This window comes from Pseudomonas sp. CFBP13528 (assembly GCF_005233615.1).
Classification (GTDB): Bacteria; Pseudomonadota; Gammaproteobacteria; order Pseudomonadales; family Pseudomonadaceae; genus Aquipseudomonas; species Aquipseudomonas fluorescens_AM.
Map to the genome: position 1 here is coordinate 108940 of NZ_QGAJ01000011.1, position 24477 is coordinate 133416.

Annotated in this window: 19 protein-coding genes; 18 read left to right on the forward strand and 1 reads right to left on the reverse strand. The window is 59.7% G+C overall.

All coding sequences use genetic code 11. The annotated features are described in order from the left end of the window. Nucleotides 1-10 precede the first annotated feature (10 nt). The 4 genes from PspCFBP13528_RS19495 to PspCFBP13528_RS19510 all read left to right on the forward strand — a co-directional run bounded on the left by PspCFBP13528_RS19495 (nucleotide 11) and on the right by PspCFBP13528_RS19510 (nucleotide 3740). The gene (locus tag PspCFBP13528_RS19495; protein ID WP_137201277.1) at nucleotides 11-1387 is read left to right on the forward strand and encodes an L-serine ammonia-lyase; all 1377 of its coding nucleotides are present in this window, start codon (nucleotides 11-13) and stop codon (nucleotides 1385-1387) included. Nucleotides 1388-1427: 40 nt separating this feature from the next. Next, nucleotides 1428-2552, forward strand: coding sequence for a glycine cleavage system aminomethyltransferase GcvT (gene gcvT / locus PspCFBP13528_RS19500; RefSeq protein ID WP_137201278.1), 1125 nt, complete (start codon nucleotides 1428-1430; stop codon nucleotides 2550-2552). Nucleotides 2553-2944: 392 nt separating this feature from the next. Then, on the forward strand, nucleotides 2945-3157 hold the full coding sequence (locus PspCFBP13528_RS19505; protein WP_065949352.1) for a cold-shock protein: 213 nt from the start codon (nucleotides 2945-2947) through the stop codon (nucleotides 3155-3157). A 94-nt stretch (nucleotides 3158-3251) separates the two neighbouring features. Continuing rightward, on the forward strand, nucleotides 3252-3740 hold the full coding sequence (locus PspCFBP13528_RS19510) for an RDD family protein (RefSeq protein ID WP_065949351.1): 489 nt from the start codon (nucleotides 3252-3254) through the stop codon (nucleotides 3738-3740). Nucleotides 3741-3876: 136 nt separating this feature from the next. Here PspCFBP13528_RS19510 and nadA read toward each other — a convergent pair whose 3' ends face one another. Then, complete coding sequence (gene nadA, locus PspCFBP13528_RS19515; RefSeq protein ID WP_065949350.1) at nucleotides 3877-4935, reverse strand: quinolinate synthase NadA; 1059 nt, start codon at nucleotides 4933-4935, stop codon at nucleotides 3877-3879. Nucleotides 4936-5399: 464 nt separating this feature from the next. Between nadA and PspCFBP13528_RS19520 the strand changes: the two genes are divergently transcribed. From PspCFBP13528_RS19520 to PspCFBP13528_RS19580, 14 genes are all read left to right on the forward strand, one after another. Continuing rightward, entirely contained in the window at nucleotides 5400-6113 is a 714-nt protein-coding gene (locus PspCFBP13528_RS19520) for an autoinducer binding domain-containing protein (RefSeq protein WP_137201279.1), read from the forward strand. A 174-nt stretch (nucleotides 6114-6287) separates the two neighbouring features. Beyond that, nucleotides 6288-6842, forward strand: a complete 555-nt coding sequence (locus PspCFBP13528_RS19525; RefSeq protein ID WP_232790547.1) for an acyl-homoserine-lactone synthase — start codon at nucleotides 6288-6290, stop codon at nucleotides 6840-6842. Nucleotides 6843-6929: 87 nt separating this feature from the next. Further along, nucleotides 6930-7880, forward strand: coding sequence for a diiron oxygenase (locus tag PspCFBP13528_RS19530; protein ID WP_101219943.1), 951 nt, complete (start codon nucleotides 6930-6932; stop codon nucleotides 7878-7880). Between the two features lie 25 nt (nucleotides 7881-7905). After that, entirely contained in the window at nucleotides 7906-8505 is a 600-nt protein-coding gene (locus PspCFBP13528_RS19535; RefSeq protein ID WP_083216665.1) for an aminodeoxychorismate/anthranilate synthase component II, read from the forward strand. Nucleotides 8506-8545: 40 nt separating this feature from the next. Next, nucleotides 8546-10006, forward strand: a complete 1461-nt coding sequence (pabB, locus tag PspCFBP13528_RS19540) for an aminodeoxychorismate synthase component I (protein ID WP_137201280.1) — start codon at nucleotides 8546-8548, stop codon at nucleotides 10004-10006. After that, nucleotides 10003-11265, forward strand: a complete 1263-nt coding sequence (locus tag PspCFBP13528_RS19545) for a chorismate mutase (protein ID WP_137201281.1) — start codon at nucleotides 10003-10005, stop codon at nucleotides 11263-11265. The genes pabB and PspCFBP13528_RS19545 overlap by 4 nt, the downstream gene beginning before the upstream one ends. Further along, entirely contained in the window at nucleotides 11262-12584 is a 1323-nt protein-coding gene (locus tag PspCFBP13528_RS19550) for a hypothetical protein (RefSeq protein ID WP_065949345.1), read from the forward strand. The genes PspCFBP13528_RS19545 and PspCFBP13528_RS19550 overlap by 4 nt, the downstream gene beginning before the upstream one ends. Further along, nucleotides 12581-14284, forward strand: a complete 1704-nt coding sequence (locus PspCFBP13528_RS19555; RefSeq protein WP_065949344.1) for a thiamine pyrophosphate-binding protein — start codon at nucleotides 12581-12583, stop codon at nucleotides 14282-14284. Before PspCFBP13528_RS19550 ends, PspCFBP13528_RS19555 begins: the two co-directional genes overlap by 4 nt. Before the next feature lie 41 nt (nucleotides 14285-14325). Next, nucleotides 14326-20058: a non-ribosomal peptide synthetase gene (locus PspCFBP13528_RS19560; protein WP_137201282.1), complete on the forward strand. Its 5733-nt coding sequence runs from the start codon at nucleotides 14326-14328 to the stop codon at nucleotides 20056-20058. Nucleotides 20059-20100: 42 nt separating this feature from the next. Beyond that, nucleotides 20101-20745 (forward strand): isochorismatase family protein, encoded by a 645-nt coding sequence (locus PspCFBP13528_RS19565; protein WP_065949342.1) that lies wholly within the window; start codon nucleotides 20101-20103, stop codon nucleotides 20743-20745. After that, on the forward strand, nucleotides 20742-21008 hold the full coding sequence (locus PspCFBP13528_RS27715; protein WP_065949341.1) for a phosphopantetheine-binding protein: 267 nt from the start codon (nucleotides 20742-20744) through the stop codon (nucleotides 21006-21008). The genes PspCFBP13528_RS19565 and PspCFBP13528_RS27715 overlap by 4 nt, the downstream gene beginning before the upstream one ends. Further along, nucleotides 21005-21775: a 2,3-dihydro-2,3-dihydroxybenzoate dehydrogenase gene (locus tag PspCFBP13528_RS19570; RefSeq protein ID WP_137201283.1), complete on the forward strand. Its 771-nt coding sequence runs from the start codon at nucleotides 21005-21007 to the stop codon at nucleotides 21773-21775. The genes PspCFBP13528_RS27715 and PspCFBP13528_RS19570 overlap by 4 nt, the downstream gene beginning before the upstream one ends. Nucleotides 21776-21792: 17 nt before the next feature. Then, complete coding sequence (locus PspCFBP13528_RS19575) at nucleotides 21793-22968, forward strand: 3-deoxy-7-phosphoheptulonate synthase (RefSeq protein ID WP_083217903.1); 1176 nt, start codon at nucleotides 21793-21795, stop codon at nucleotides 22966-22968. Then, the gene (locus PspCFBP13528_RS19580; RefSeq protein ID WP_157829716.1) at nucleotides 22965-24383 is read left to right on the forward strand and encodes a chorismate-binding protein; all 1419 of its coding nucleotides are present in this window, start codon (nucleotides 22965-22967) and stop codon (nucleotides 24381-24383) included. The genes PspCFBP13528_RS19575 and PspCFBP13528_RS19580 overlap by 4 nt, the downstream gene beginning before the upstream one ends. Nucleotides 24384-24477: the final 94 nt, after the last annotated feature.

The window sequence follows — 24477 nt, forward strand, 5'->3', positions numbered from 1 at the left end:
AGAACAACTCATGTCTTTAAGCGTGTTCGACCTGTTCAAAATCGGCATCGGCCCCTCCAGCTCCCACACCGTCGGCCCGATGCGTGCCGCCGCGCGCTTCGTCGAAGGCCTCAAGCGTGATGCGCTGCTCAATGCCACCCACCGCATCAAGGTGGAACTCTATGGCTCCCTCGGCGCCACCGGCAAAGGCCACGGCAGCGACAAGGCCGTGTTGCTGGGCCTGGAAGGCGAGCACCCGGACACCGTGAACACCGAAACCGTGGCCTCACGCCTGGCGCAGATGCGCAGCGACGGCCGCCTCAACCTGCTCGGCGAACACAGCATTGCGTTCAACGAGAAAGAACACCTGGCGATGATTCGCAAACCCCTCGCCTACCATCCCAACGGCATGATCTTTCGTGCCTTCGATACGGCCGGTATCCAGGTCCGCAGCCGCGAGTACTACTCGGTCGGCGGCGGCTTTGTAGTGGATGAAGATGCCGCCGGAGCCGACCGCATTGTCGAAGACGCCACGCCCCTGACCTTCCCGTTCAAACATGCCAAGGACTTGCTCGGCCATTGCAGCACTTACGGGCTGTCCATCAGCCAGGTGATGCTGACCAATGAAAGCGCCTGGCGCCCGGAAGCGCAAACCCGCGCCGGCCTGCTGAATATCTGGCAGGTCATGCAGGACTGCGTGGATGCGGGTTGTCGCAACGAAGGGATTTTGCCGGGCGGCTTGAAGGTCAAGCGTCGTGCCGCGGCCCTGCATCGTCAACTGTGCAAGCACCCGGAATCCGCGCTGCGCGACCCACTGTCGGTACTTGACTGGGTCAACCTGTATGCGCTGGCGGTCAACGAAGAAAACGCCAACGGCGGGCGTGTCGTCACCGCGCCCACCAACGGTGCGGCCGGGATCATTCCGGCCGTGCTGCATTACTACATGCGCTTTATCCCCGGCGCCAACGAAGACGGCGTGGTGCGCTTCCTGCTCACCGCCGCTGCCATTGGCATTCTGTACAAGGAAAACGCCTCGATCTCCGGCGCCGAAGTCGGTTGCCAGGGCGAGGTCGGCGTGGCCTGTTCCATGGCCGCCGGCGCACTCTGCGAAGTGTTGGGCGGCAGCGTGTCACAAGTGGAAAACGCCGCCGAGATCGGCATGGAACACAACCTTGGCCTGACCTGCGACCCCATCGGCGGGCTGGTGCAGGTGCCGTGCATCGAGCGCAATGCGATGGGCTCGGTCAAGGCGATCAACGCTGTGCGCATGGCCTTGCGCGGCGACGGGCAGCACTTTGTTTCCCTCGACAAAGTGATCCGCACCATGCGCCAGACCGGCGCCGACATGAAAAGCAAATACAAGGAAACCGCCCGTGGCGGTTTGGCAGTCAACATTATCGAGTGCTGACGCCTACAAGCGCGCCAGCACGTTTTTTCAGGAGCTGAACATGTCCACCGAAACCCTGTTGAAAACCCCGTTGCACGCCCTGCACCTTGAACTGGGCGCGCGCATGGTGCCCTTCGCCGGCTACGACATGCCGGTGCAATACCCGCTGGGCGTGATGAAAGAGCACCTGCACACCCGTGAACAGGCCGGCTTGTTCGATGTGTCGCACATGGGCCAGATCCGCCTGACCGGCGCCAATGCCGCCAAGGCCCTGGAAACCCTGGTGCCGGTCGACATTATTGACCTGCCGGTGGGCATGCAGCGCTACGCAATGTTCACCAACGAGCAGGGCGGTATCCTCGACGACCTGATGGTGGCCAACCTGGGCAACGACGAACTGTTCCTGGTGGTCAACGCCGCCTGCAAAGACCAGGACCTGGCGCACCTGCGTCAACACATCGGCGACCAGTGCAGCATCGAGCCGCTGTTCGAAGAACGCGCGCTGCTGGCCCTGCAAGGCCCGGCGGCGGTGAAGGTGCTGGCGCGCCTGGCACCGCACGTCACCAAAATGACCTTCATGCAGTTTGCCTCCCTGCGCTTGCTGGGTGTGGACTGCTACGTCAGCCGCTCCGGCTACACCGGTGAAGACGGCTTCGAAATTTCCGTACCGGCCGAAAATGCCGAGCGCCTGGCCCGCAGCCTGCTGGCCGAAGTCGAAGTGCAGGCGATCGGCCTGGGCGCTCGCGACTCCCTGCGCCTGGAAGCCGGCCTGTGCCTGTACGGTCATGACATGAATACCGAGACCACGCCAATCGAAGCCAGCTTGCTATGGGCGGTCTCCAAGGCGCGCCGTGCCGATGGCGCGCGTGCCGGCGGCTTCCCCGGTGCAGACCGGATCTTCACCCAGCAGCAAACCGGCGTGAGCCGCAAACGCGTAGGCTTGTTGCCCCAGGAACGCACTCCGGTGCGTGAAGGCGCGGAAATCGTCGACGCACAGGGTACGGTGATCGGCAGCGTGTGCAGCGGTGGTTTTGGTCCAACCTTGGGCGGACCGCTGGCGATGGGTTACCTGGACAGCGCATTTGCCGCACTGGATACCGAAGTGTCTGCGCTGGTGCGTGGGAAAAAGGTGCCATTACGTGTAAGTAAAATGCCATTTGTCCCGCAACGTTACTTCCGTGGCTGATGGAGCGTTTCCATAAGTAACGCGGTTGCGTTACGTGCACTAAACTGTAACGCAGCCGCCATATAACAGTGCACAAGCGATAGTCATTGTTATAGGGCGTGCCCTATAACAAGTGAGCACGCCTATCGAATAAGCTGGCGCCACTTTATTCACCCAATTGTCATCAACCCGAGCAAAATCGGGCTTTCTGGCAGGGCTTGTTTTTTTCATATTAGTTGGCGTAGAGTTTGCCCACTGTGTTTGCATGGGTCGCTTGGAACCTGGACCTGGGCAGTAGCTGAAGTAGTTGTGCTACAACCCGTTCGACGTCTCTTACTTTCCTGCAACCCAGCCCAGTACTCTTTCATGTGAAAGAGGCTGTCATTAATTTTTAGCGTCAAAGGAAAGAAGAAATGTCGACACGTCAGAGCGGTACCGTCAAGTGGTTCAATGACGAAAAAGGCTTTGGTTTTATCACTCCAGAAAGCGGTCCGGATCTGTTCGTGCATTTCCGCGCTATCCAGGGCAACGGCTTCAAAAGCCTGAAGGAAGGCCAAAAGGTTACCTTCGTCTCAGTGCAGGGCCAAAAAGGCCTGCAGGCTGACGAAGTCCAAGCAGAAGGCTGATCCTTCCTGCGACAAAAAGCCCCTGATATGACATCAGGGGCTTTTTTATGGGCGCCATTGCGTAAACTGCACGTTTTCAGCCGAGAGCCCTGCCATGTCCACCCCCCTGTTGCGCCCCCAAGGCGAGTTCCCCGCTGTTGGCCTGGGCCGCCGCCTGGCAGCGATGTTCTATGATTTCCTGTTGTGCACCGCGCTGCTGATCGTCACCGCGTTTATCTACAAGCTGGTGTGGATCGCCTTTGTGGGTGAGGCGAAGATGCGCACACTTACCGAATCCGGTGCACTGGACGGTGACCCGCTGCTGTCGACGATTCTGCTATTTGTGCTGTTCGGTTTCTTCGCCAAGTTCTGGACCCATTCCGGGCAAACCCTGGGCATGCAGGTATGGGGCGTGCGCGTGCAAAACGCCGACGGCACGCGTATCAGCCTGTGGCAGGCACTGCTGCGCTTTGTGGTGTCGATTGCGTCGTGGTTGTGCGTGGGGCTGGGGTTTATCTGGTCGCTGTTCGACAAGCAAAAGCGTAGTTGGCATGACATCTATTCGAACACGCAACTGGTGCGTATCCCCAAGCAAAAGAAGTAACCACAAGATAGCGCAGATCCAAATGTGGGAGGGGGCTTGCCCCCGATGGCGGTGTGCCAGTCACCCGATATATTGACTGATCCACCGCTATCGGGAGCAAGCCCCCTCCCACAGTTTTTACCCGGGCAGCCTTGAGTCAGGCGTTGCCGGCGAGCTTGAGGCGTGCAGCCTGGGTGAAGTCGAGCATGCGCTTGAGCGGCCGCACCGCCTGCGGGATCACCGAAGGCTCGACGAATACCTCGTTAGTGCCCTCGCGCAAGCACTGCAATGTACGCTCCAGCGTATTCATCGCCATCCACGGGCAATGCGCGCAGCTGCGGCACGCGGCACCGTTACCGGCGGTAGGTGCTTCGATGAAGACCTTGTCCGGGCACAGCTGCTGCATCTTGTAGAAGATGCCGCGGTCGGTGGCGACGATGAACGTCTTGTTCGGCAGGCGCTGCGCCGCCGCAATCAACTGGCTGGTGGAACCGACGGCGTCCGCCAGTTCGATCACCGAAGTCGGCGATTCCGGGTGGACCAGGATTGCGGCCTCCGGATACAGCGCCTTCATGTCTTCGAGCTGCTTGGATTTGAACTCTTCGTGGACGATGCAGGCACCGTCCCACAGCAGCATGTCGGCGCCGGTCTGACGCTGGATGTAAGTGCCCAGGTGTTTGTCCGGCCCCCAGATAATCGTCTCGCCGTTGTCCATCAGGCTTTCGACGATCTCCAGCGCGCAACTGGACGTCACCACCCAATCGGCACGGGCTTTGACTGCCGCCGAGGTATTGGCGTAGACCACCACCGTGCGCTCGGGGTGCTGGTCACAGAACGCGGAGAACTCATCCACCGGGCACCCCAGGTCCAGGGAGCAGGTGGCTTCCAGGGTCGGCATCAGGATACGTTTTTCGGGGGTAAGGATTTTCGCGGTTTCGCCCATGAACCGCACCCCGGCCACCAGCACGGTCCTGGCCGGATGAGCGGCGCCGAAGCGCGCCATTTCCAGGGAGTCGGACACACAGCCGCCGGTCTCTTCGGCCAGGGCCTGAATCACCGGGTCGCAGTAGAAGTGGGCGACCAGCACCGCGTCTTGCGCTTTGAGCTCGGCGGCAATGGCAGCCCGCAGGCTCGCCTCTTCATCGGCGCTGAGGGCCTTGGGCTGCTTGGCGTCCAGATGGGCTTGAACCAGTAGGCGTTCGGAAATATGGGTCATGTTCGCAAGACCTGCAGGCGCAGTAGCGCGAAAGTCGAGTGTACCACCGGCTCTGGAGCCCTTCGGGCGCCGCCGGACGAAGTGTGTGTTCATCAAGCACGGGTAAAGCTGAAGCTGCGCAAGGCTACAGAATATCGAATGGATTCAAAAGCCTAATCTGGCGCACGCAGGCCTGCCCGTCGGCTACAAACACACGTGAGCCTACGCCGGCCGCGTCACTTGCCTGACTCTATAGTTTCACTAGTGCCCACAGCCCGTTGATAGTATCTTCGCCGCGATGTTTCTAAACATTTCAAGGCTGCATGCAAGGCTGCATGAATGTCAGGTCAGATCTGCTTCATTCAGGCGCGGCTGAAAAAAATAAGGATGGGACGCCGCTCCCGGCACCTTCATCAGGTAACGCGGAGCCAGGCACAGTCCCTGAAACGTGACTTGCCGTTGAGGCAGAGAGACAAGGAGGTCTGATGAATACATGGAAAGGCGATATGTGGAACATTTTCGAGTTCGACATATGTGAACAAAGTATTTTCAAAAAAATTACCGCCACTGCGCAGCAACTCGGCTTTGACCACTGCGCTTATGGCCTGCAACTGCCTTTGCCACTGACCGCCCCCAAGGTCATTATTCTCGACAACTACCCTGATGCCTGGAGAGCCCGCTACAGCGCGGCTCACTACGTCAAGAGTGATCCTGCGGTCCTGCACGGGCGTCGCACGCAGGATCCACTGGTCTGGAGTGCGTCAAGTTTCAGTCTCGCCCCTGAACTGTGGGAGGAAGCAAATGCTCATGGCATTAAAGTAGGCTGGTCGCAGTCGCACATCGATCTTGTTGGCGCCGGCGGTATGCTCAGCGTGTCCAGGTGCGCACAGCCACTGAGCCCATCAGAACTGGCGGATATTCAAAGCAAACTTGTCTGGCTGGTGTCCATTGCTCATTCTTCGCTGTCGAGAGCCATCACCCATCGTCATCGAAAAGAACAAGACCCCAACCTGACGTTTCGTGAATTGGAAGTACTCAAATGGACCGCCGATGGAAAATCAGCAGGCGAGATTTCAGACATTCTTACCGTGTCTAAAAACACCATAGACTTTCATATTAAAAATGCCATTCTCAAGCTAAAAACCTGCAATAAAACCGCTGCCGTCGTGCGTGCGGCCATGCTCGGTTTACTTGTGTGAATGAGTGATCGAATACTCAGCGCGTCAATAATATAGCGCTGTCGAGTGCCAGAATCATGGCATGTACGAAACTAGCACGCGGTGCCCAGTCGGGCAACCTACGATTTATGGTAGGTGGCCCGCGACCCATTTTTATATCTAATTGCCCGGCAGACTCTCGCCAGGTGATAAAAAGTGCACTTCATTACCGGAACATCATCCACATTGCCGCCCGCTGTAATGACCGCGATAGGACACTATCGTCACAAAGTGTTCGTTGAACACCTGGGTTGGAAGCTGAATTGCACCGACGGTCTCGAATACGATCAATTCGATCGTGACGACACCGTCTATGTGGTTGCTCGGAATGACGATGATCACATCATCGGCACTGCCCGGTTACTCAGCACCACCCGCCCCTATTTATTGAGCGAAGTGTTTCCCGAGTTGTTAAGCGGCGAAACACCGCCGAATTCGGAAACTGTCCTGGAATTGTCGCGCTTCGCCGCAATGGATTTCGACGTGCGAAATAAAAAAGCGGCGTCTCAGTTTTCTTCCGATATCGCCATCGACTTGATGCGCGAAACCCTGGCGAGCGCCGCCGGCCAGGGCGCAAACAAGTTAATTACGGTGTCGCCCCTGGGCGTTGAACGGTTGCTGCGCAATGTCGGCATTCATGCCAGCCGTGCCGGAAAAGTCACGCACTCCGACGGAAAGAAGATTTTCGCATCGTGGATAACAGTCGCGTGATTCACCCCTTTTTTATTAGCTGACAGACACACCACCGTCGACCGCGACGCTGTTCGCGCCTCGTGTCTCAACCCCTGGAGGGCCGTCATGCCTGAATCTCAATTGCTCAATAAAATTACCGACACCTGGTACGCCAAGGCGACCGTACGTTCAACACCACGCATTCTCGTGCCCGACTACAGCAGCGAACAGCTTATTTATCCAGTGGCGCGCTGCTCTATCTGCGAGCACCCCTTGGTGCTGGAGCTGGGCCCGCAGGTACGCTCGTATATCTTGACCCAGGCGGCTTATCAGTTTTTGTACGGCGTCGGCTTACTGGAAACAAAATTCGTCATCCAGTGCTGTCTGGACATGCTTCATAACAATATTAAAGACATCAGTGATGCAGCCAAACTGCAGGCGCTGACGGTGATCGTTGACGAGGGCTACCATGCTCATGTTGCGCTTGACTACATCATTCAGATGAAGAAAAAGAGCGCCATTGACCCCCTGGAAGTGCCGCAAACCAATCGCAAACTTGATGCCACCGCGCGCGCCTATGCCAGCCTGCCGGAAAGTATGCGCATGGACTTCCAACTGTTGGCCGTGACACTCGCCGAGAACGTCTTGACCGATGAAGTTGCCAACTTGGGCCGTGAGCGGGAACTGGCCCAGTCGTTTACCACATTGATGATGGACCATGTACGCGATGAAGGCCGCCATTCTCGATTTTTCGCGGACTTGATGAAAGAGCGCTGGCCACAACTGCCTCGCGCAACACAAGAACACTTCGGTTTAATGCTACCGGCCTACCTGGATGATTTTCTCGGGGCCGATCTCAGCCGTGGTTTCGAACGCAAGATACTCGCTCATTGCGGTTTGACCGAGGCGCAGGCAGAACAAGTGATTCATGAATCCGATCCGCACTTCTCGACGGATCAGGCACGCATGAAAAAATCGATATTGCAACGTATCTACCGACTGCTCAACCAGATCGGCGTATTAGAACTGGACAGCGTTAAAGATGCTTTTTCAGATCGCAACTATGTCACGACTTGAGCGTTAAGAAACGAGAGCCGGCCCCATGTTCAAGACTTTGATCATCGATAACTTCGATTCTTTCACCTACAACCTCTATCAATATATGGGGCAAGTAACGGGGGAAGAACCTGATGTCTTTACCAATGATGCGTCGCCCCACGATATCGACTTGGGCCGCTACGACTGCATCATCGTATCTCCAGGCCCGGGCACACCCAAGCGCCGGCAAGACGTGGGGATCAGTGAAGACATGATCCGCGACGCGCATGTGCCTCTGCTGGGGGTTTGCCTCGGGCATCAGTGCATGGCGCACGTGCATGGCATGGATGTGGACCATGCGCCGGAACCCATGCACGGCAGGGTCAGGCATATACGCCACAACAATGAAGGCGTGTTCAAAGGCCTGCCCGTGGATATGCCGGTGGTTCGTTATCACTCCCTCGTGGTGAAGGCGCTCAAGGGGCCCTTCGAACTCAGCGCCTGGGATGAAAACGGCATGATCCACGGTATCCGCCATACCGAACGACCGCTCTACGGCATCCAGTTCCATCCCGAATCCATCTGTACCGACTCCGGGCTCGACCTGCTGCGCAACTTTCGAGACATCGCGCATCGGCACAAGCTCGAGCGTCTACCCCGCTAAACCTGCCGGATGCCGGCATCACAACTATCAGGAGTGGGCAATGACGACCTTTGATGTCGAAGTCAGAGCGCTTGATTACAACCCCGATCCATTGCGTGTATTTCGCAGCGAGTTTCTTGCTTCGCCGCGTCATTTCTTTCTCGAAAGCAGCGTGGTGAAACCAGGTTTTTCGCGTTTCTCCTTTATGGGCGATTCCCATGGCCGCCTTGCTGAAACGATCACCTACGACACCTCCTCCCGCAGCGTGCGCGTTGAGCGCAGCGACGGCGTTACCCGGGAGCCGACGTCGGACTTTCTTGAGTTGATGGCCGCGCGCCTCAACCATTTCCACTGCGAGCAGCCGCAGTGGCTGCCATTTGACTTCAACCTCGGGTACGTCGGCCTGCTGGGCTACGAACTCAAGTGCGAAACCCTCGGCGCTCAGGCTTACGCATCCCACTCACACGATGCAGCATTCATCCTGGCAACCCGGATGATTGCTTTCGACCACGCCGAGCAGCGCTGTTACCTGCTGTACCTGGTTGAACATGACGAAGACCGGCAGGATGCGGCGCAGTGGTTCGATCAGGTCCAGGCGCGACTGCGCGAGCAACCCCAGGTGGCGGAGCCTGTCAGTCGTCAACGCAAGCTGTCACTGCCTCAGGTTGAGGCGTGGATACAAGAGCACGCCTGCATACGGCACTCCAAGCAGCGCTATATCGACAAGATCAACGAGGCCCAGCGCGAGATCATTGACGGTGAGACCTATGAGGTCTGCCTGACCAACTTGATCGAGTTTGCGTTCGCCGACTCATCCTTCGACCTTTATTGCGTAATGCGCGAGCTGACGCCCGCTCCTCACGCCGGTTATTTTTCGATCCCCGACTTTCAGATCATCAGTTCGTCACCGGAACGCTTTCTGAAAATCGACCGTCACCACCAAGTGGAAGCCAAGCCGATCAAAGGCACCCGGCCGCGCGGGCGGTGCGCCGAGGAAGATCAGGAACTGATCGAACAGATGCGCGGTGACGAAAAAGACCGGGCAGAAAACCTGATGATCGTCGACCTGTTGCGCAACGACCTGGGGCAGGTCTGCACCATTGGTTCGGTAAGGGTGCCAGCGCTGTTTGCGGTCGAAACCTACTCCCACGTGCACCAACTGGTCTCGACCATCAGCGGGCAGCTCAAACCATCACTCAGCGCGGTTGACTGTGTACGGGCGACGTTTCCGGGTGGCTCGATGACCGGCGCGCCGAAGAAACGCACGATGGAAATCATCGACCGCCTCGAAGAGGGCCCACGTGGCGCCTATTCCGGCTCGCTCGGCTGGTTTGGCCTGGGCGGCGCCTGCGATCTCAACATCATGATTCGCTCCATCACCGTCGACGCCCAGGTCGCCCGCTTCGGCGTCGGCGGCGCAATTACCTCGCTCTCTGACCCGCTGGGCGAATACATCGAGACCATGGTCAAGGCCAGCGGTGTTGTCGAGGCCGTCACACAATTGAGGAGCACATCGGTATGAGCCTTTCCTCCCCGCATCGCCATGCCGTTGTCGTCGGCATACTCGGCTCAATCGGCCAGCTACTGGCCAATCAACTGAGCATTGCCGGGTACAGCGTCACCGGTATTGATATTGCCGTCGATGATCAATCGGCGCAGCCCCACACGGTTATCCAGGGCGATGTCTTGCGTCCCGGCAATGAAATGAAGCAGCGACTGGGTGATGCTCAAATCCTCGTGTTGGCGCTGGCCCAGAACGTCCTGAGCGAAGCGCTGCCGCAGCTGTTGCCCTCTTTACGCTCCGATTGCCTGATCGTCGACACCCTGTCGATCAAGAGCGAATTCGCCGACTTCGTCGCGACGCTGGATGTAGCGCAACCCATGGTCGGCATCAACCCGATGTTTTCCGGCGACCTGGATCCTGCCGGCAGGCCTGTGGCCGTGGTGACCTACCGCGATGGCGACGGCGACGCAGTGGCCCGGCTTGTCGAGTGGTTGCACAGCTGGCCAGCGAATGTTTTCCAGATGACCGCCAGCGAGCATGATCGGACGATGGCATACCTGCAGACCCTTGGCCACGCGTTGGTCATGGGAATGGGTTTGACGCTGGCGGAGTCCGCCGCCCCTCTGGAGAACTTGTTCGAACTGGCCCCGCCCCCCTTCAAGGTCATGCTCGCGCTGCTGGCGCGCATGACTAAAAACCATCCCGATGTGTACTGGGAAATCCAGTCGAACAACCCCTACTCCCAGGAAATACGCAGTCGCATGCTGGCGCAGCTGGGCAAGCTTGATGACAGGGTCAATAGCGGCTCACGCCTGGATTACCACGTGTCGATGGCGATGCTGAGGAACGCGCTGAAGCCACTGAATCCGGGGCTCGAAAATACCAGTCGCCACCTGTTTGAGCAGCTTGACCAGGCGCCCAAAGCGATTGAAGGGGCACCTGAAAGCCTGGCCGACTACCGCCAACGTATCGACCACATCGACGATCAACTGGTGGACTTGCTCGGCCAGCGCCTGAGCCTCATTCGAGAGGTAGCGCAAAGCAAAAAAGATCACCAGACCGCGGTCATGCAGCCCAACCGCGTGGTCCAGGTCGTCGAGCGTTGCAAGGCCAGGGGTCGCCGGCACCACATCCGCGAATCCCTGATCGAGCAACTCTACGGGCTGATCATCGATGAAGCCTGCCAGATCGAATACGACGTGATTGGCGGCCCCCGCGAGTCGCTTTACGAAGCCAGCCCATCCGCCTTCACCTCAAGCGCAGAGAAAACCCAATGAGCAATGTCAAACAACAAACCGCCCAGATCGTCGATTGGTTGAGCTCAACCCTGGGCAAGGACCACCAGTACCGTGAGGACAGCCTGAGCCTCACGGCGAACGAAAACTATCCCAGCGCCCTGGTGCGCCTGACATCCGGCTCTACAGCCGGTGCGTTCTACCATTGCTCGTTTCCCTTTGAAGTACCCGCAGGCGAGTGGCATTTCCCGGAACCGGGTCACATGAATGCCATCGCCGATCAAGTGCGTGACCTGGGTAAAACACTGATTGGCGCGCAGGCCTTCGACTGGCGCCCGAACGGCGGCTCGACAGCCGAGCAGGCTCTGATGCTCGCGGCGTGCAAACCGGGTGAAGGCTTTGTCCATTTTGCTCACCGCGACGGCGGCCACTTTGCGCTGGAGAGCCTGGCGCAGAAAATGGGGATCGAGATTTTCCACCTGCCGGTGAACCCGACCAGCCTGCTGATTGACGTCGCCAAACTCGATGAGATGGTCCGGCGCAACCCGCATATCCGTATCGTCATTCTCGATCAATCATTCAAGCTGCGCTGGCAGCCGCTGGCCGAGATCCGCAGCGTGCTGCCCGACTCCTGCACCCTGACGTATGACATGAGCCACGACGGCGGCCTGATCATGGGGGGCGTGTTCGATTCTCCCCTCAGTTGTGGCGCCGACATCGTCCATGGCAACACGCACAAGACGATCCCCGGCCCGCAAAAAGGCTATATCGGCTTCAAGTCGGCTCAGCATCCCCTGCTGGTAGACACCTCGCTATGGGTCTGCCCGCATTTGCAGAGCAACTGCCACGCCGAACAACTGCCGCCAATGTGGGTGGCATTCAAGGAGATGGAACTCTTCGGTCGGGACTATGCCGCGCAGATCGTCAGTAATGCCAAGACTCTGGCCCGTCACCTGCATGAGTTGGGGCTGGATGTGACCGGTGAGTCGTTCGGTTTCACCCAGACCCACCAAGTGCACTTTGCCGTGGGTGATCTGCAAAAAGCCCTGGACCTGTGCGTCAACAGCCTGCATGCCGGCGGCATTCGCTCCACCAATATCGAAATTCCCGGCAAACCGGGCGTGCATGGCATCCGCCTGGGTGTTCAGGCGATGACACGCCGTGGCATGAAAGAAAAAGATTTCGAAGTGGTCGCACGCTTCATCGCCGACCTGTACTTCAAGAAAACCGAACCGGCCAAGGTCGCGCAACAGATCAAGGAATTCCTCCAGGCCTTCCCCCTCGCGCCATTGGCCTACTCCTTCGATAACTACCTGGATGAGGAGTTACTGGCGGCGGTGTATCAGGGAGCCCAACGATGACCAACCTCCCCTCCACGCACATCAACCTGACCTCCGAGGAGGTCAGTCTGGGCGACCTGGTGGGTCGCGTGTTGGTAGAAAGCGGGATCGATGACCTGTTTTGCATTCCCGGTGACTTCACCATGCAGCTGTCGCGTGAGCTGTTGACCACGCCGGGGCTCGCACTCAGGACGATGTCCCATGAGTACGGCACCACACTGGCGGCGTTGGGTTATGCCGTCGGCAAAGGGGTGCCCGGCGCCGTGTGCTTCACCTACGGCGTCGGCGTGCTGAACGCTACCAACGCCATTGCCCAAGCCTATGTAGAGCGCGTGCCGTTGCTGGTGTTTTCCGGCTCTCCAGGTACCCGTGAGCGCCAGGCGCCGTTATTCCTGCACCACACGATCGTGGATCACCAGACCCAATATCGCATCATGAAGGAGATTACGGTGCACCAGGTCTGTGTGACGGACCCGCACCAGGTGCTGGAGCAACTGCGCGAAGCCGTGGCCTTGGCGGTGCTTCACTCCAGGCCGGTGTATATCGAAATCCCCCGAGACCTGTTCCAGGCGCGGGTGCGCTACAGCCCTGCCCGTCGGGTGCCGTTGGAACCCTCGACGCGCTATAGCCAGGCCGCTCGCCAGGCCGCGGAGCTGGCTTACGCGCTGGTGCGCAAAGCCCGGGATCCGGTGTTCGTGCCCGGCCTTGATCTCAAGCGGCGCGGGCTGACGGACCTGGCCATGCGCGTCTGCGAGCGCCTGGCCATGCCGTGGGTGGCCACGCCGATGTCCCGAGGCGGCATCCCCGTTTCGCACCCCAACTACCGCGGCATCTATGCCGGGCCTGCGTCACCCTCTCGGGTTACCCGTGAGCTGTTGGCCAAATGCGATGTACTGATGCTCATCGGCGAACCCAACTCAGACGTCAACATGGGCATCGCCAGTCATATCGCCAAAGGCCGCTTGATCCACGCCGATGACGGCAAGATCAGCGTCGGGCGTCAGCACTTCAACGCCTCCACCGCCGAGTTCCTGATTGCCTTCAGCGATGTGATCCACAACGCCAAGACACCGCTGGCACCACTGACTGAGACGCAAAAGGACTTCATCGTACCGACGCCGGCCAGCCTCTACCCCTCAGAAGAAAGCCCGTTGACGCCCTTCGACATCATCAACGAGCTCAACCGTCATTTCGTCACCCAACCGGATACCCAGCTGGTGGTCGACTGCGGCGACGTGTTCTTCATGTCCCTGGGCATGTTCCCTGCCGACGTTCTGACCTCGCCGCTGTACATGAGCATGGGGATCGCCGTGCCGGGCGCCATGGGCTACCAATTGGGTACAGGCAAGCGGCCTATCGTGCTGGTGGGCGATGGTGCGTTTCATATGACCGGCAACGAGCTGATGCGAGCCGCCAAATTCGGCCTGAGTCCTATCGTGATTGTGCTCAACAACCAACGCTGGGCCTCGCTTTCCTCGGATGCGGCAGATATCGCGCTGACCGAACAGATGCCCATGAGCTTCTCGGCAGCCGGGCAATTCCTGCAAGTCCAGGCGTTCACCGCCACCACGGGCCGCGAACTGCGCCAGCACCTGGAAGAAGCCTTGAACATGGACAGACCGGTACTGATCGACGCTCAAGTCGACCCGTCCAAGCGCAGCTATTTGTGCGAGCGTTTTTTCGACGCGGTGAAAGGCCAGCAGCACTTGCCCAAGGCATGACCTCTCTTGCATTTACCATTTCCGACCGGAGTTAAACTGGCATGTCAGCCTCATTCACCACTGCTTTGACATCTGCCCAACAGTCGATCTGGATGGGGCATCAATTCGATCCGCAAAGCCCTGCCTACAACGTTGCCAGCTATATCGAAATGAGCGGCGATATCGATCCCCAGCGACTTCAGCACGCCCTGCAGCGGGCGGTGGACGACATCGAAGCACTACGTGCGCGCTTTCATGAAGACGAGACTCAGGGCGGCGCGCTGACCCAGACCATCCTCGCCCAAGTGGCCGTCGAGCTCAACGTGCTTGCAGTGGATGCCGAGCAAGCGCGCAGCTGGATGGAGAGCGACCTGGCCCGTCCCACTGACCTGACGAGCGGCCCGATCTTCTCCAGCGCGCTGCTACAGGTGGCGCCCAACGTCAACTATTGGTACTTCAAAACCCACCATATCGTCATGGATGGCGTTGCGCTCTCCATGCTGTTCAAACGCGTTGCCGACCTCTACGGGCAAGCCCCGGACCTCTGCTCGCCATCGCCTTTCGGCAGTGTTCGGCAGGTGCTGGAGAACGAGCAGGCCTGGCGCGCATCGCCGGCCTTTGCACAGGACCGTGCATTCTGGCAGCAGCACTGCCAGGACATGGCCGAAGTGGCCAGCCTCAACAGTGATGTCGCTCAGCCGTCCTACCAGGCCATCCAACATCGCCGGGTGCTGGACGAATCCATCATGGCCAGCTTGCGCGAACGCGCCGAGGCCATGGATTCGCAATGGGTCAACGTGCTGTTGGCGGCCTTTGGCGCGTTTGTCGGGCGTAGCACGGGTTACCGACAGGTGACCGTTGGCGTACCCATGATGAACCGCTTCGCCACGGGCGCAATCAACGTGCCCTGCACCCTGGCCAATGTGCTGCCGCTGCGCCTGGACATCAAACCCGGCCAAAGCGTTGAGCAACTGGTCGCCAGCGTGCAGGCACAGTTGGACCGCATGCGCCCTCATCAGCGCTATCGGGCCGAAGACATCCGCCGCGATTGCAACCTGCTGGGGGACAACCGACGCCTGACCGGACCGCAAATCAACATCGATTTCTTCTCCGCAAAGCTGTCGTTCGATGGCGTTCCCGGCGAGGTCAATGTGCTCAGCGCAGGCCCGGCCGATGATCTCTCGCTGCTGATCCAAACCCCGGCCGACGATAAAACGCTGAACATCATTGCCATGGCCAACCCGGCGCTGTACAGCCGCGCTGCCCTTGAACGGCACGTGCAACGGTTCATCGACTTTGTCGAACGTTTCGCCGCGGCCAGCGACACGCCATTGGGGCAGTTGGACGCCTACGATGCAACAGACCCGGGCTACGCCCAAGGCAATGCCTGCTTCAGCCCGGTCAACCAGGCGCATACGCTGGCGCAGACCCTGGTCGAACGCTTTGAGCGCGCCGTCGACGCGACTCCGGACGCCATCGCCCTGACCTTCAACGGCGAACACCTCACCTATCAGGCGCTGAACCAACGCGCCAACCGTCTTGCCCATTTGATCCAGGACCAGACCGGGCAAACCAGCCCCCAACCGGTCGCGCTGCTATTGGCGCGCTCGGTCCAAACCTTTGTGTGCATCCTTGGCGTGTTGAAGGCCGGCGCGCATTACGTGCCACTGGACCCGGATGCACCCGCCGAACGCATCACCACCATCCTTGAGGACACCTGCCCGACACTGGTGATCTGCGACCAGTCCAGCCAGGCGCTGGTCTCGGGCAGCGACGTGAAGGTCATGGTGATCGACACCCCATCGTGCATGGATGCGGTGCAACAGCAATCGATCGACAACCTGCAATCGGGCCCTCGCGCCAACGACCTGGCCTACATCATCTACACCTCAGGTTCGACGGGCAAACCCAAAGGCGTGTGCATCACCCACCACAACGTCGTGCGTCTGTTCGAAAACACCCATCACTGGTTTGATTACCGCAGCAGCGACGTGTGGACGGCCTGTCACGGCTACATCTTCGACGCTTCCGTGTGGGAAATGTGGGGCGCATTCGCGCATGGCGGCCGCCTGGTGCTGGTACCGGTGGACACGACCCGCGACCCGGAAAAACTGCTGGAACTGGTGGTGCAGGAGCAGGTGACGGTATTCGGCCAGATCCCCTCTGCGTTCTACCGTTTCATGGAGGCCCAGGCCGATCAGCCAGCGCTGGCCGCTCGACTGAATCTGCGCTACCAGTGCTTTGGCGGCGAAGCGCTGGACTTGAGCCGGCTCAAACCCTGGTTCGAACACTACGGTCACAGCCGGACGCGCTTGCTTAACCTGTACGGCATCACCGAAACGACCATCAACGCGACGTACCAGTTCGTCACGCTGGAACAGGTGCAGACCAACCAGGGCAGCCTGATCGGCACGGTCTACGATGACCTGGACATCAAGGTTCTGGATGACGCGCTGCGTCCGGTACCCGTGGGCGGTTATGGCGAGATGTACGTACGGGGCGCAGGCCTCGCCCGTGGTTACCTCAATCGCCAGGACCTGGATGCCACGCGCTTTGTGGCCGACCCTTTCGGTGCCCCCGGTGAGCGCATGTACCGCAGCGGTGACGTGGCGGCATTGCAGGAGGGTGGCGTACTGGAATACATCGGGCGGGCCGACCAGCAGGTCAAGGTCCGCGGTTATCGCATTGAATTGGGCGAAATCGAAACCCAACTGCGTGGCCACCCGCTGTTGTCCGACGCCATTGCATTGGTGGTGACCGACGCCTCGGGCGATCCCAAGCTGGTGGCGCACGTCGTCCCCAAAGCCACCTGCCGTTGCGAGGATATCGACACCGCACAGGTGCGCGACTACCTGCGCGAGCGGTTACCGTCCTACATGGTACCCGGCGCCATCGGCGTGCAAGAGCGCCTGCCCGTCACCTTGAGCGGCAAGGTTGATCGCAAGGCCCTGCCGACCATTGCCCTGTCGGGCGCACGCCAGGTCGAAGCGCCACGCGATGAGTTGGACGAGCGAGTGCTGGCCGCCTGGAGTGAGCAACTGGAGATAGACACCCTCGGCATCGATGACAACTTCTTCGATATCGGCGGCGATTCAATCAAAGCCATTCGGATCTGCCGGGACCTGGGACTGCCGGTCACCGAACTGTTCGACCACCCCACCCCCCGGGCCAACGCTGACTACCTGCGCGATCATCAAGACAACGAGGCGCAAGGCGCGGTCAACTGGCTGCATGCGTTCGACAAGAGCGCAAAGAAAGAGCGCTTGAATCTGGTCTGCGTTCCATTTGCCGGCGGCAATGCGTTTGCCTACCGTAACCTGGTCAACCAGCTGTCGAGTGTCTTCAACTGTGTCTCGGTGAACTTGCCGGGGCACGACATCATGCGCCCGGACGAAGGCATGCAAGCGCTGGAAGTCGTCGCTGATGCCGCGACCCAGGAAATCCTCGCCACGTTGAGCGGGCCGATTATCGTCTACGGGCACTGCGCCGGTAACGCCACCGCCATCGAAATCGCACGCCGCCTCGAACAGGCCGGCGCCGACCTCAAGGCCCTGGTGATTGGCGGTATGCTGCTGGATCAGGACCCGGTCGACGTGCAGGCCAGGGTTGCCGACCAGAGCGGCGAAAACATTATTGATTTCCTGCAGCAGATCGGCGGATTCAAGGAAGTCCTCGACGATGCCAGCATGGCAAGCATCGCGCGCATGACCAAGCATGACGCTACCCAGACGGCGCGCTTCTTCGCCGAGGAAGCGCTGAACCGGCAAACGCTGCAAGCCCCCATTCATGTAATCGTCGGCGACATGGACCCGCTCACGCCCGACTATGAGGAGCGCTACACGGATTGGCAGATGTACTCCTCGGACGTCACGCTGTCAGTGATCGAAGGCGGCGGGCATTATTTCGTGACCGATCTTGCCGAACCGTTGGCGCAGGTGTTGCTGGCGAACTATAAGCACCTCAACCCGGTTGTACCCGTGCGTGCGCCCCGTGCCCTGCGCGCGTTTCATAACCCGTTCGATGATGTCGAGGGCCGTTTCAGCCTGCTCGCCAACGATGCCCGCCAGCTTTCCTTGTGGCCTGAGTTTGCGCCCACGCCGGCAGGCTGGACTGCCCTGTTCGGCCCGGCCAGTCACAGCGAATGCCTGGCCCGCACACAAGCCCACGACCATGAGGCGCTCATCAGTCCTCCTGCACCGACCGAAGGGCTCGATGCACCTTACTGGCCCGAAGCGTTCGAGTCTCGCTACCGCGCCAGTGGCTGGTGGACCGGGGAAACCCTCGGCGCCATCCTCACCCGCCACGCACTGCTCGCCCCGCAGCGGGTAGCCGTTACCGACGGCGATCGGAACCTGAGCTATTCGCAACTGGACAGCAATGCCGACCGCATTGCCGACGGCTTCGCCACCCTCGGTGTGAAGGCCGGTGACCGAGTGGTTGTGCAATTGCCGAACTCCCTGGAGTTCATCGAAACCATCTTCGGCCTGTTTCGCCTTGGCGCGATTCCGGTGTTTGCGTTGCCCTCGGATCGCCTGAACGAAATCACGCACATCTTTGAGATTTCAGGTGCGATCGCCTACGTGATCAAGGACCAGGCGCTGGGTTTCGATTACCGGCGTATCGCAACCGAGCTCACGCAGCAGATTGCGTCGATCAAGCAGGTCATCGTGGTCGGTGATGCCGAAGGGTTCGTCCCGTTCGCCAACCTGTACGGACGCACCGCCGCCTGGCCGCAGCGCAGTTCGCGCGAGCCTGCGCTTATCACCTTGTCCGGCGGCAGCACGGCACTGCCCAAACTCATCCTGCGCCGCCATGACGACTACCTTTACAGCTTCAAGGCCAGCGCCCGGATCTGCCAACTGGACAGCGACAGCGTGTACCTGTGCGTGCTGCCTGCCGGGCACAACTTCACGCTCAGTTCGCCGGGCTTTCTCGGCGTGCTGTACGCCGGCGGGCGCGTCGTCATGACCTCGGACCCCAGCGGTTCAGCCGCCTTTGCCCTGATAGAGCGCGAGCGCGTGACACTGACGTCGGTGGTTCCAAGCCTGGCCCAGGCCTGGCTGCATGCCTCCCGCGACCATGACCTGTCCAGCCTGCAGTTGCTGCAGGTCGGAGGCGCGCGCCTGAGCGATGACGTCGCCGAGCGGCTTGCCACCTCGTTCGACTGCCAGCTGCAGCAGGTCTATGGCATGTCCGAAGGCCTGGTTTGCTACACGGCAGTGGGTGACACCGAGGAGCACGTGTTGCATACCCAGGGACGCCCGATCAGCAGTGGCGATGAAATCCTGATCGTCGACGAAAACGATGAGCCCGTGGCCAATGGGGTCGCCGGGCAATTGCTGGTACGCGGCCCCTACACCATCCGCGGCTACCTGAACGCGCCGGAACACAACGCCAGGGCCTTCACGCCAGATGGTTTCTACCGCACAGGGGATGTCGTGGTGTTCCGCGATGACGGCTACCTGGTGGTCACCGGCCGCATCAAGGACCAAGTGAACCGCGGCGGCGAAAAAATCGCCGCAGAAGAAATAGAAGGTTATCTGCTTGCTCATCCAGGCGTTCTGGAGGCCGGGATCATCGGGCTGCCGGACGAGTACCTGGGTGAGGTGTCGTGCGCCGTGGTCGTATTGGCGCCCGGCGCGCAGCTGACTGCCAGCGCCCTCAAGTCGTTCGTTCGCCAGCAAGGCATAGCGGCCTTCAAAGTGCCGGATCAGGTTCATCTGGTCCCGTCGTTGCCCAAGACCACGCTGGGCAAGATCGACAAGAAATTACTGCGAGTACAACTGGGCCAATAAACCCAAGGCTTAACTGGCACCTGAACCTACAAGGACTGAATAATGGCAATCCCGAAAATCATGGAATACCGCGCACCGAGCGAAGTGGCACTGCAACGCAAACCGTTGGACTGGACCGTCGAGCCGTCCCGTGCGGCGCTGTTGATCCACGATATGCAGAATTACTTCCTGGCGCCTTACGCCTCCAAGGCGTTCATCGATGGCGTGATACACCGTATCGCCGCCATCAAGGAGTGCTGCCATGCGCTGAATATTCCGGTGTATTACACCGCCCAGCCGGGCAACCAATCCAGTGACGACCGCGGCTTGCTGACGGACTTCTGGGGGCCGGGCATGCCCGAGGAAGGCAACGCCAAGGACATCGTCGCAGGGCTTGAACCCACCGCCGAACGCGACGAGGTGCTGGTCAAGCATCGCTACAGCGCCTTTGCCAAATCGCCTCTTCTCAAGAGTTTGCAGGAGGGCCGCCGCGACCAACTGATTATCTGTGGTGTGTATGCCCACATCGGTTGCCTGGTCACGGCGACCGAAGCATTCATGTGCGACATCCAGCCCTTCGTGGTGGCGGATGCCATGGGCGACTTCTCTCTGGACTTGCATGAAATGGCGATACGCCATATGGCCAGTTGCTCCAGCAAAATCATGTCCTGCGACGACATGCTGGCAGAACTGGGGAAGGCACGATGACCCAGGGCAAGCTGATCTACGACAAAGCGGATTTTTATGCCGAGATTGCCGCGATACTGCGCATCCCCACGGAGGAGCTTGCCGAACTCGAGTCGCCTCAAGAGGCTGGAGTCGACTCGGTTCGCCTGCTGACGCTCAGTGAGAAATGGCGCAAGCGCGGCATTGACGTGAGCTTCATGGAGCTTGCCGAACGGCCCGGGTTTACCGCCTGGTGGGAACTGCTCAGCGCGCGGATGCCTGTGACGGAGTGCGAGCAGCCATGAACCGTTTCGAACATCAGTCGATTGTCGTTACCGGCGCGGCCCAGGGTATCGGTGCCGCCATCACCCGCCTGCTGCTCCAGGAAGGCGCCGATGTGTTTGCCCTGGACAACAACGCCCAGGCATTGGCAGCGCTGGCAGACGAACAACGCTCACCCAGGCTGCATCCGAAGGTGGTCGATATCACCCGGCCCCACGAAGTGGAACTGGCCATTGCCGCCATTGACAACCAGTACCCGCTGACCGGGCTGGTCAACAATGCCGGTGTGCTGGTCGCCAAGAGCATTGCCACTACGTCAGCCGAAGAATGGCAAACGACCTTTGAGGTGAATGTCCACGGTACCTTCTTCGTCTCCAGGGCCGTGGCCACTCGTATGGCCGAACGGGGTCAAGGCGCAATCGTTACGGTTGCCTCCAATGCCGGCAGCACGCCGCGCATCAACATGGGCGCTTACTGTTCGTCCAAGGCCGCGGCAGCCATGCTCACCCGGTGCATAGGCCTGGAGTTCGCCGCTCAGGGAATTCGTTGCAATGTCGTATCGCCCGGCTCGACCCGCACCTCCATGCTGGCAACCATTGCCGGTGAAGGACCGCAGACCGAGCAGCGCATCATAGCGGGCGACCCCGGGCAATATCGACTCGGGATTCCGCTGCAAAAAATCGCCGAGCCGCAGGATATTGCTGCGGTAGTGGCCTTTCTGCTGTCTGGCGATGCGAACCACATAACCCTGCAAAACCTGGTCGTTGACGGTGGGGCCACCTTTGAGTGAGTCGCCTATCGCCATTGATGTCGAGTACTGCCTGGAGGCTTGAAGTGTTGAATCTCGATTCGGTATACGCGTCGCAATCCTGGCGACCGGGAAGCTGGCGCGATAAAGAGCGCCGGCACATGCCTAACTATCAAGGCAAGCAGCTGCCCGCCGTGCTCAAGCAACTGTCACGGCTGCCCGGGCTGGTCAGTGAAGACGACATTGTCCGGCTGCGACGGGCACTCGTGCACGCAGCGCAAGGGCACACGTTCGTGCAGCTGATGGGCCAACGTGAACAAAGCCTGAACGATGTTACCCACGCCACGTTCGATCAACGCTTCAAGACGGTTGAATCGTTGAGCCGCTACCTCGCATTGATGCTGGGCCTGCCAGTACTGGCAATCGGCTCGGTCGCCGGCAGTTATGCGCACACCCAACCTGACGCCACAGAACTCGTCGACGGCATCACGCTGGATCGCTACTTTGGCGACATGGTCAACTGCCAGGCGCCAACGCCGTGGGCCCGGCGCCCGGACGCCAATCGCCTGCTGTGGGCTTACGAGGCCACTGAAGCGGCAATGCAGCGGTTGCGCGCCAAGGCATCGGCGATCCATACCAGCCATGAGTGCGCGCATCTGGACTATGAAGAAGCCCTGGTACGTCGCACCCGTCACTCGGGTTTCTATGCCTCCAGTGCATCGTTACTGTGGATCGAGGCGTGCAACCTGTTCAGCGACAGTTGCTACGTGGAATTTGCCCGTGGCCTGGACAACCCCATCGCCCTTCGCCTCGGGGGGCCATTGGATACGCACACGCTGGTCAACATCGTGGAGCGCCTCAACCCTGAGCGTCAAACGGGCAAAATCCTCCTGATTGCCAATACCGCAGATGGCACCCAAGCAGTGGGCGAAGCGATCCGCGCCCTGCAGACACAACGATCGCCCGTAATCTGGTTATGTGACCCACTCAATAGGCACACCGCGCACCCAGCGACCTGCAGCCTGACCCAAAGCGTCGCCCAGCAATGGGATCAGACCCTGAATCTGCACAGGACCCTCGACAGCCGGTTGAGTGGCATCGCCCTGGAAGTTCGCAGCCACGCCTCCAGTCTTGCGGCCCCTGAGCGCCATGAAGACGCAGTGCCCTTCTTCGATTTTCAAAAAACCTTGCAGCTATGCAGTCATCTGGCCCATGCCTATCGGGAGTCTCGATGAATACCCCTAAACAGTCGAGCTACGCCAACCCTTATCCAAACCTGAACGCACACGAACTGGGCGCCGCGTTGTTACCGGTATTGGAGCGGCGTTTTCCGAAGCTGGCCGGTGAATTCATGGGCTTGTTCAGCCAGCATACCGACGGCGTGCGAACGTCGATGGTCGGCCTGGGCAGTGAGTTTCGCGTAGTGGTCACCCATGATGGGGCGCACCTGAACCTGCAGTTGCAGCACGAGCAGGCGGTGTGTCTGGCGCAGACGCTGGCACTGGACGCTTCGCGATTGTTCCATGAACAGTTGTTTGATGCGGTGGCCCGCTTTGTGGAGCAGCTATGCCCATGGTTGATGCAAAAGCATGGCTTGCCCGCTTCTGCGACTTTCCTCGGAGGCTGGCGTTGCGCAACCCATCCCGAACACTTGAGTGAACCACTGGTCTTCACCCTGCCCCGGCTATTCTGCCGGATCAGCGACGAGCAGCTGACGTTCAGCTGTCTGCACGACGATATCTGGTACGCCATCGACGAGCGCCTCATCGCCTCTGCGGCAGACTTCACGCCAACGGCCAACCCGCGCATCACCCAACGCGAAGACATTCCTGCGTGTGCCGACTACGTCAACGATCTGGTCGGTTTGTTGAACGAGCTTGCCTGCACCGATGCAGACAAAGTGGTCATTGGCCGTGAAGTCAAACTGACCCTCGAACGGCCAATTTCACCCGCACTGCTGCTGCGCCTGGTGGCACCGCGCCCCAACCCGCATTACGAGTTCGTCTTCCGATGGGCCGACCAGGTGGCCTGGGTCGGTATTTCACCCGAGACGCTGCTGCGCAAGGACAACGACCTGCTGGTTGTCGAGCCCTTGGCGGGAACCCGCAAAGGCTCGAGCGAGGGTGAAAAAAACGCCCGCTATCGGCACGAACTCACCAGCGACCTGAAGGAACTCGAGGAGCATGAAACCGCAGCCGGTCTCTTTCTTGAACAGCTGGCCACGGTCTGCGAGAACGGCTCATTGGACTTGCGCGAGTCGCGCAGCGTAATCGACCTGGGTTATGTGCAACACCTCAAGAGCTTGATCAGTGGCACGGTAAAAGCAGGGCTGAACGTATTCGATGCCTTGGCGGCGGTCTATCCACCCGCCACGATCTGGGGGAAACCCTTGGCCGTCTGCGGCGAACGTATTCGTCGCTATGAACAAATCGACCGCGGCTTTTTTACCGGTGGGCTTGGTTACTTCACCCTGGGAGATGATGCCAACTTCGCGCTGGCCATTCGCACGGTCAAGCTCACCGAATCGCACATTCATGTCTACGCCGGCAGCGGCATCGTCAAAGCCAGTGACCCCTACCGGGAATGGTTGGAAACCACTAACAAAATGAAACCCTATCTCGCCAATGAATATGTATGGAACATATCGTGATATGGTTGCACACCGCAGTTCCAGACGCTCAGGCAGCATACACAGGATGTGTTGCTTATAAGCTCATGTGCCTATACACGATGCATTCACCCGT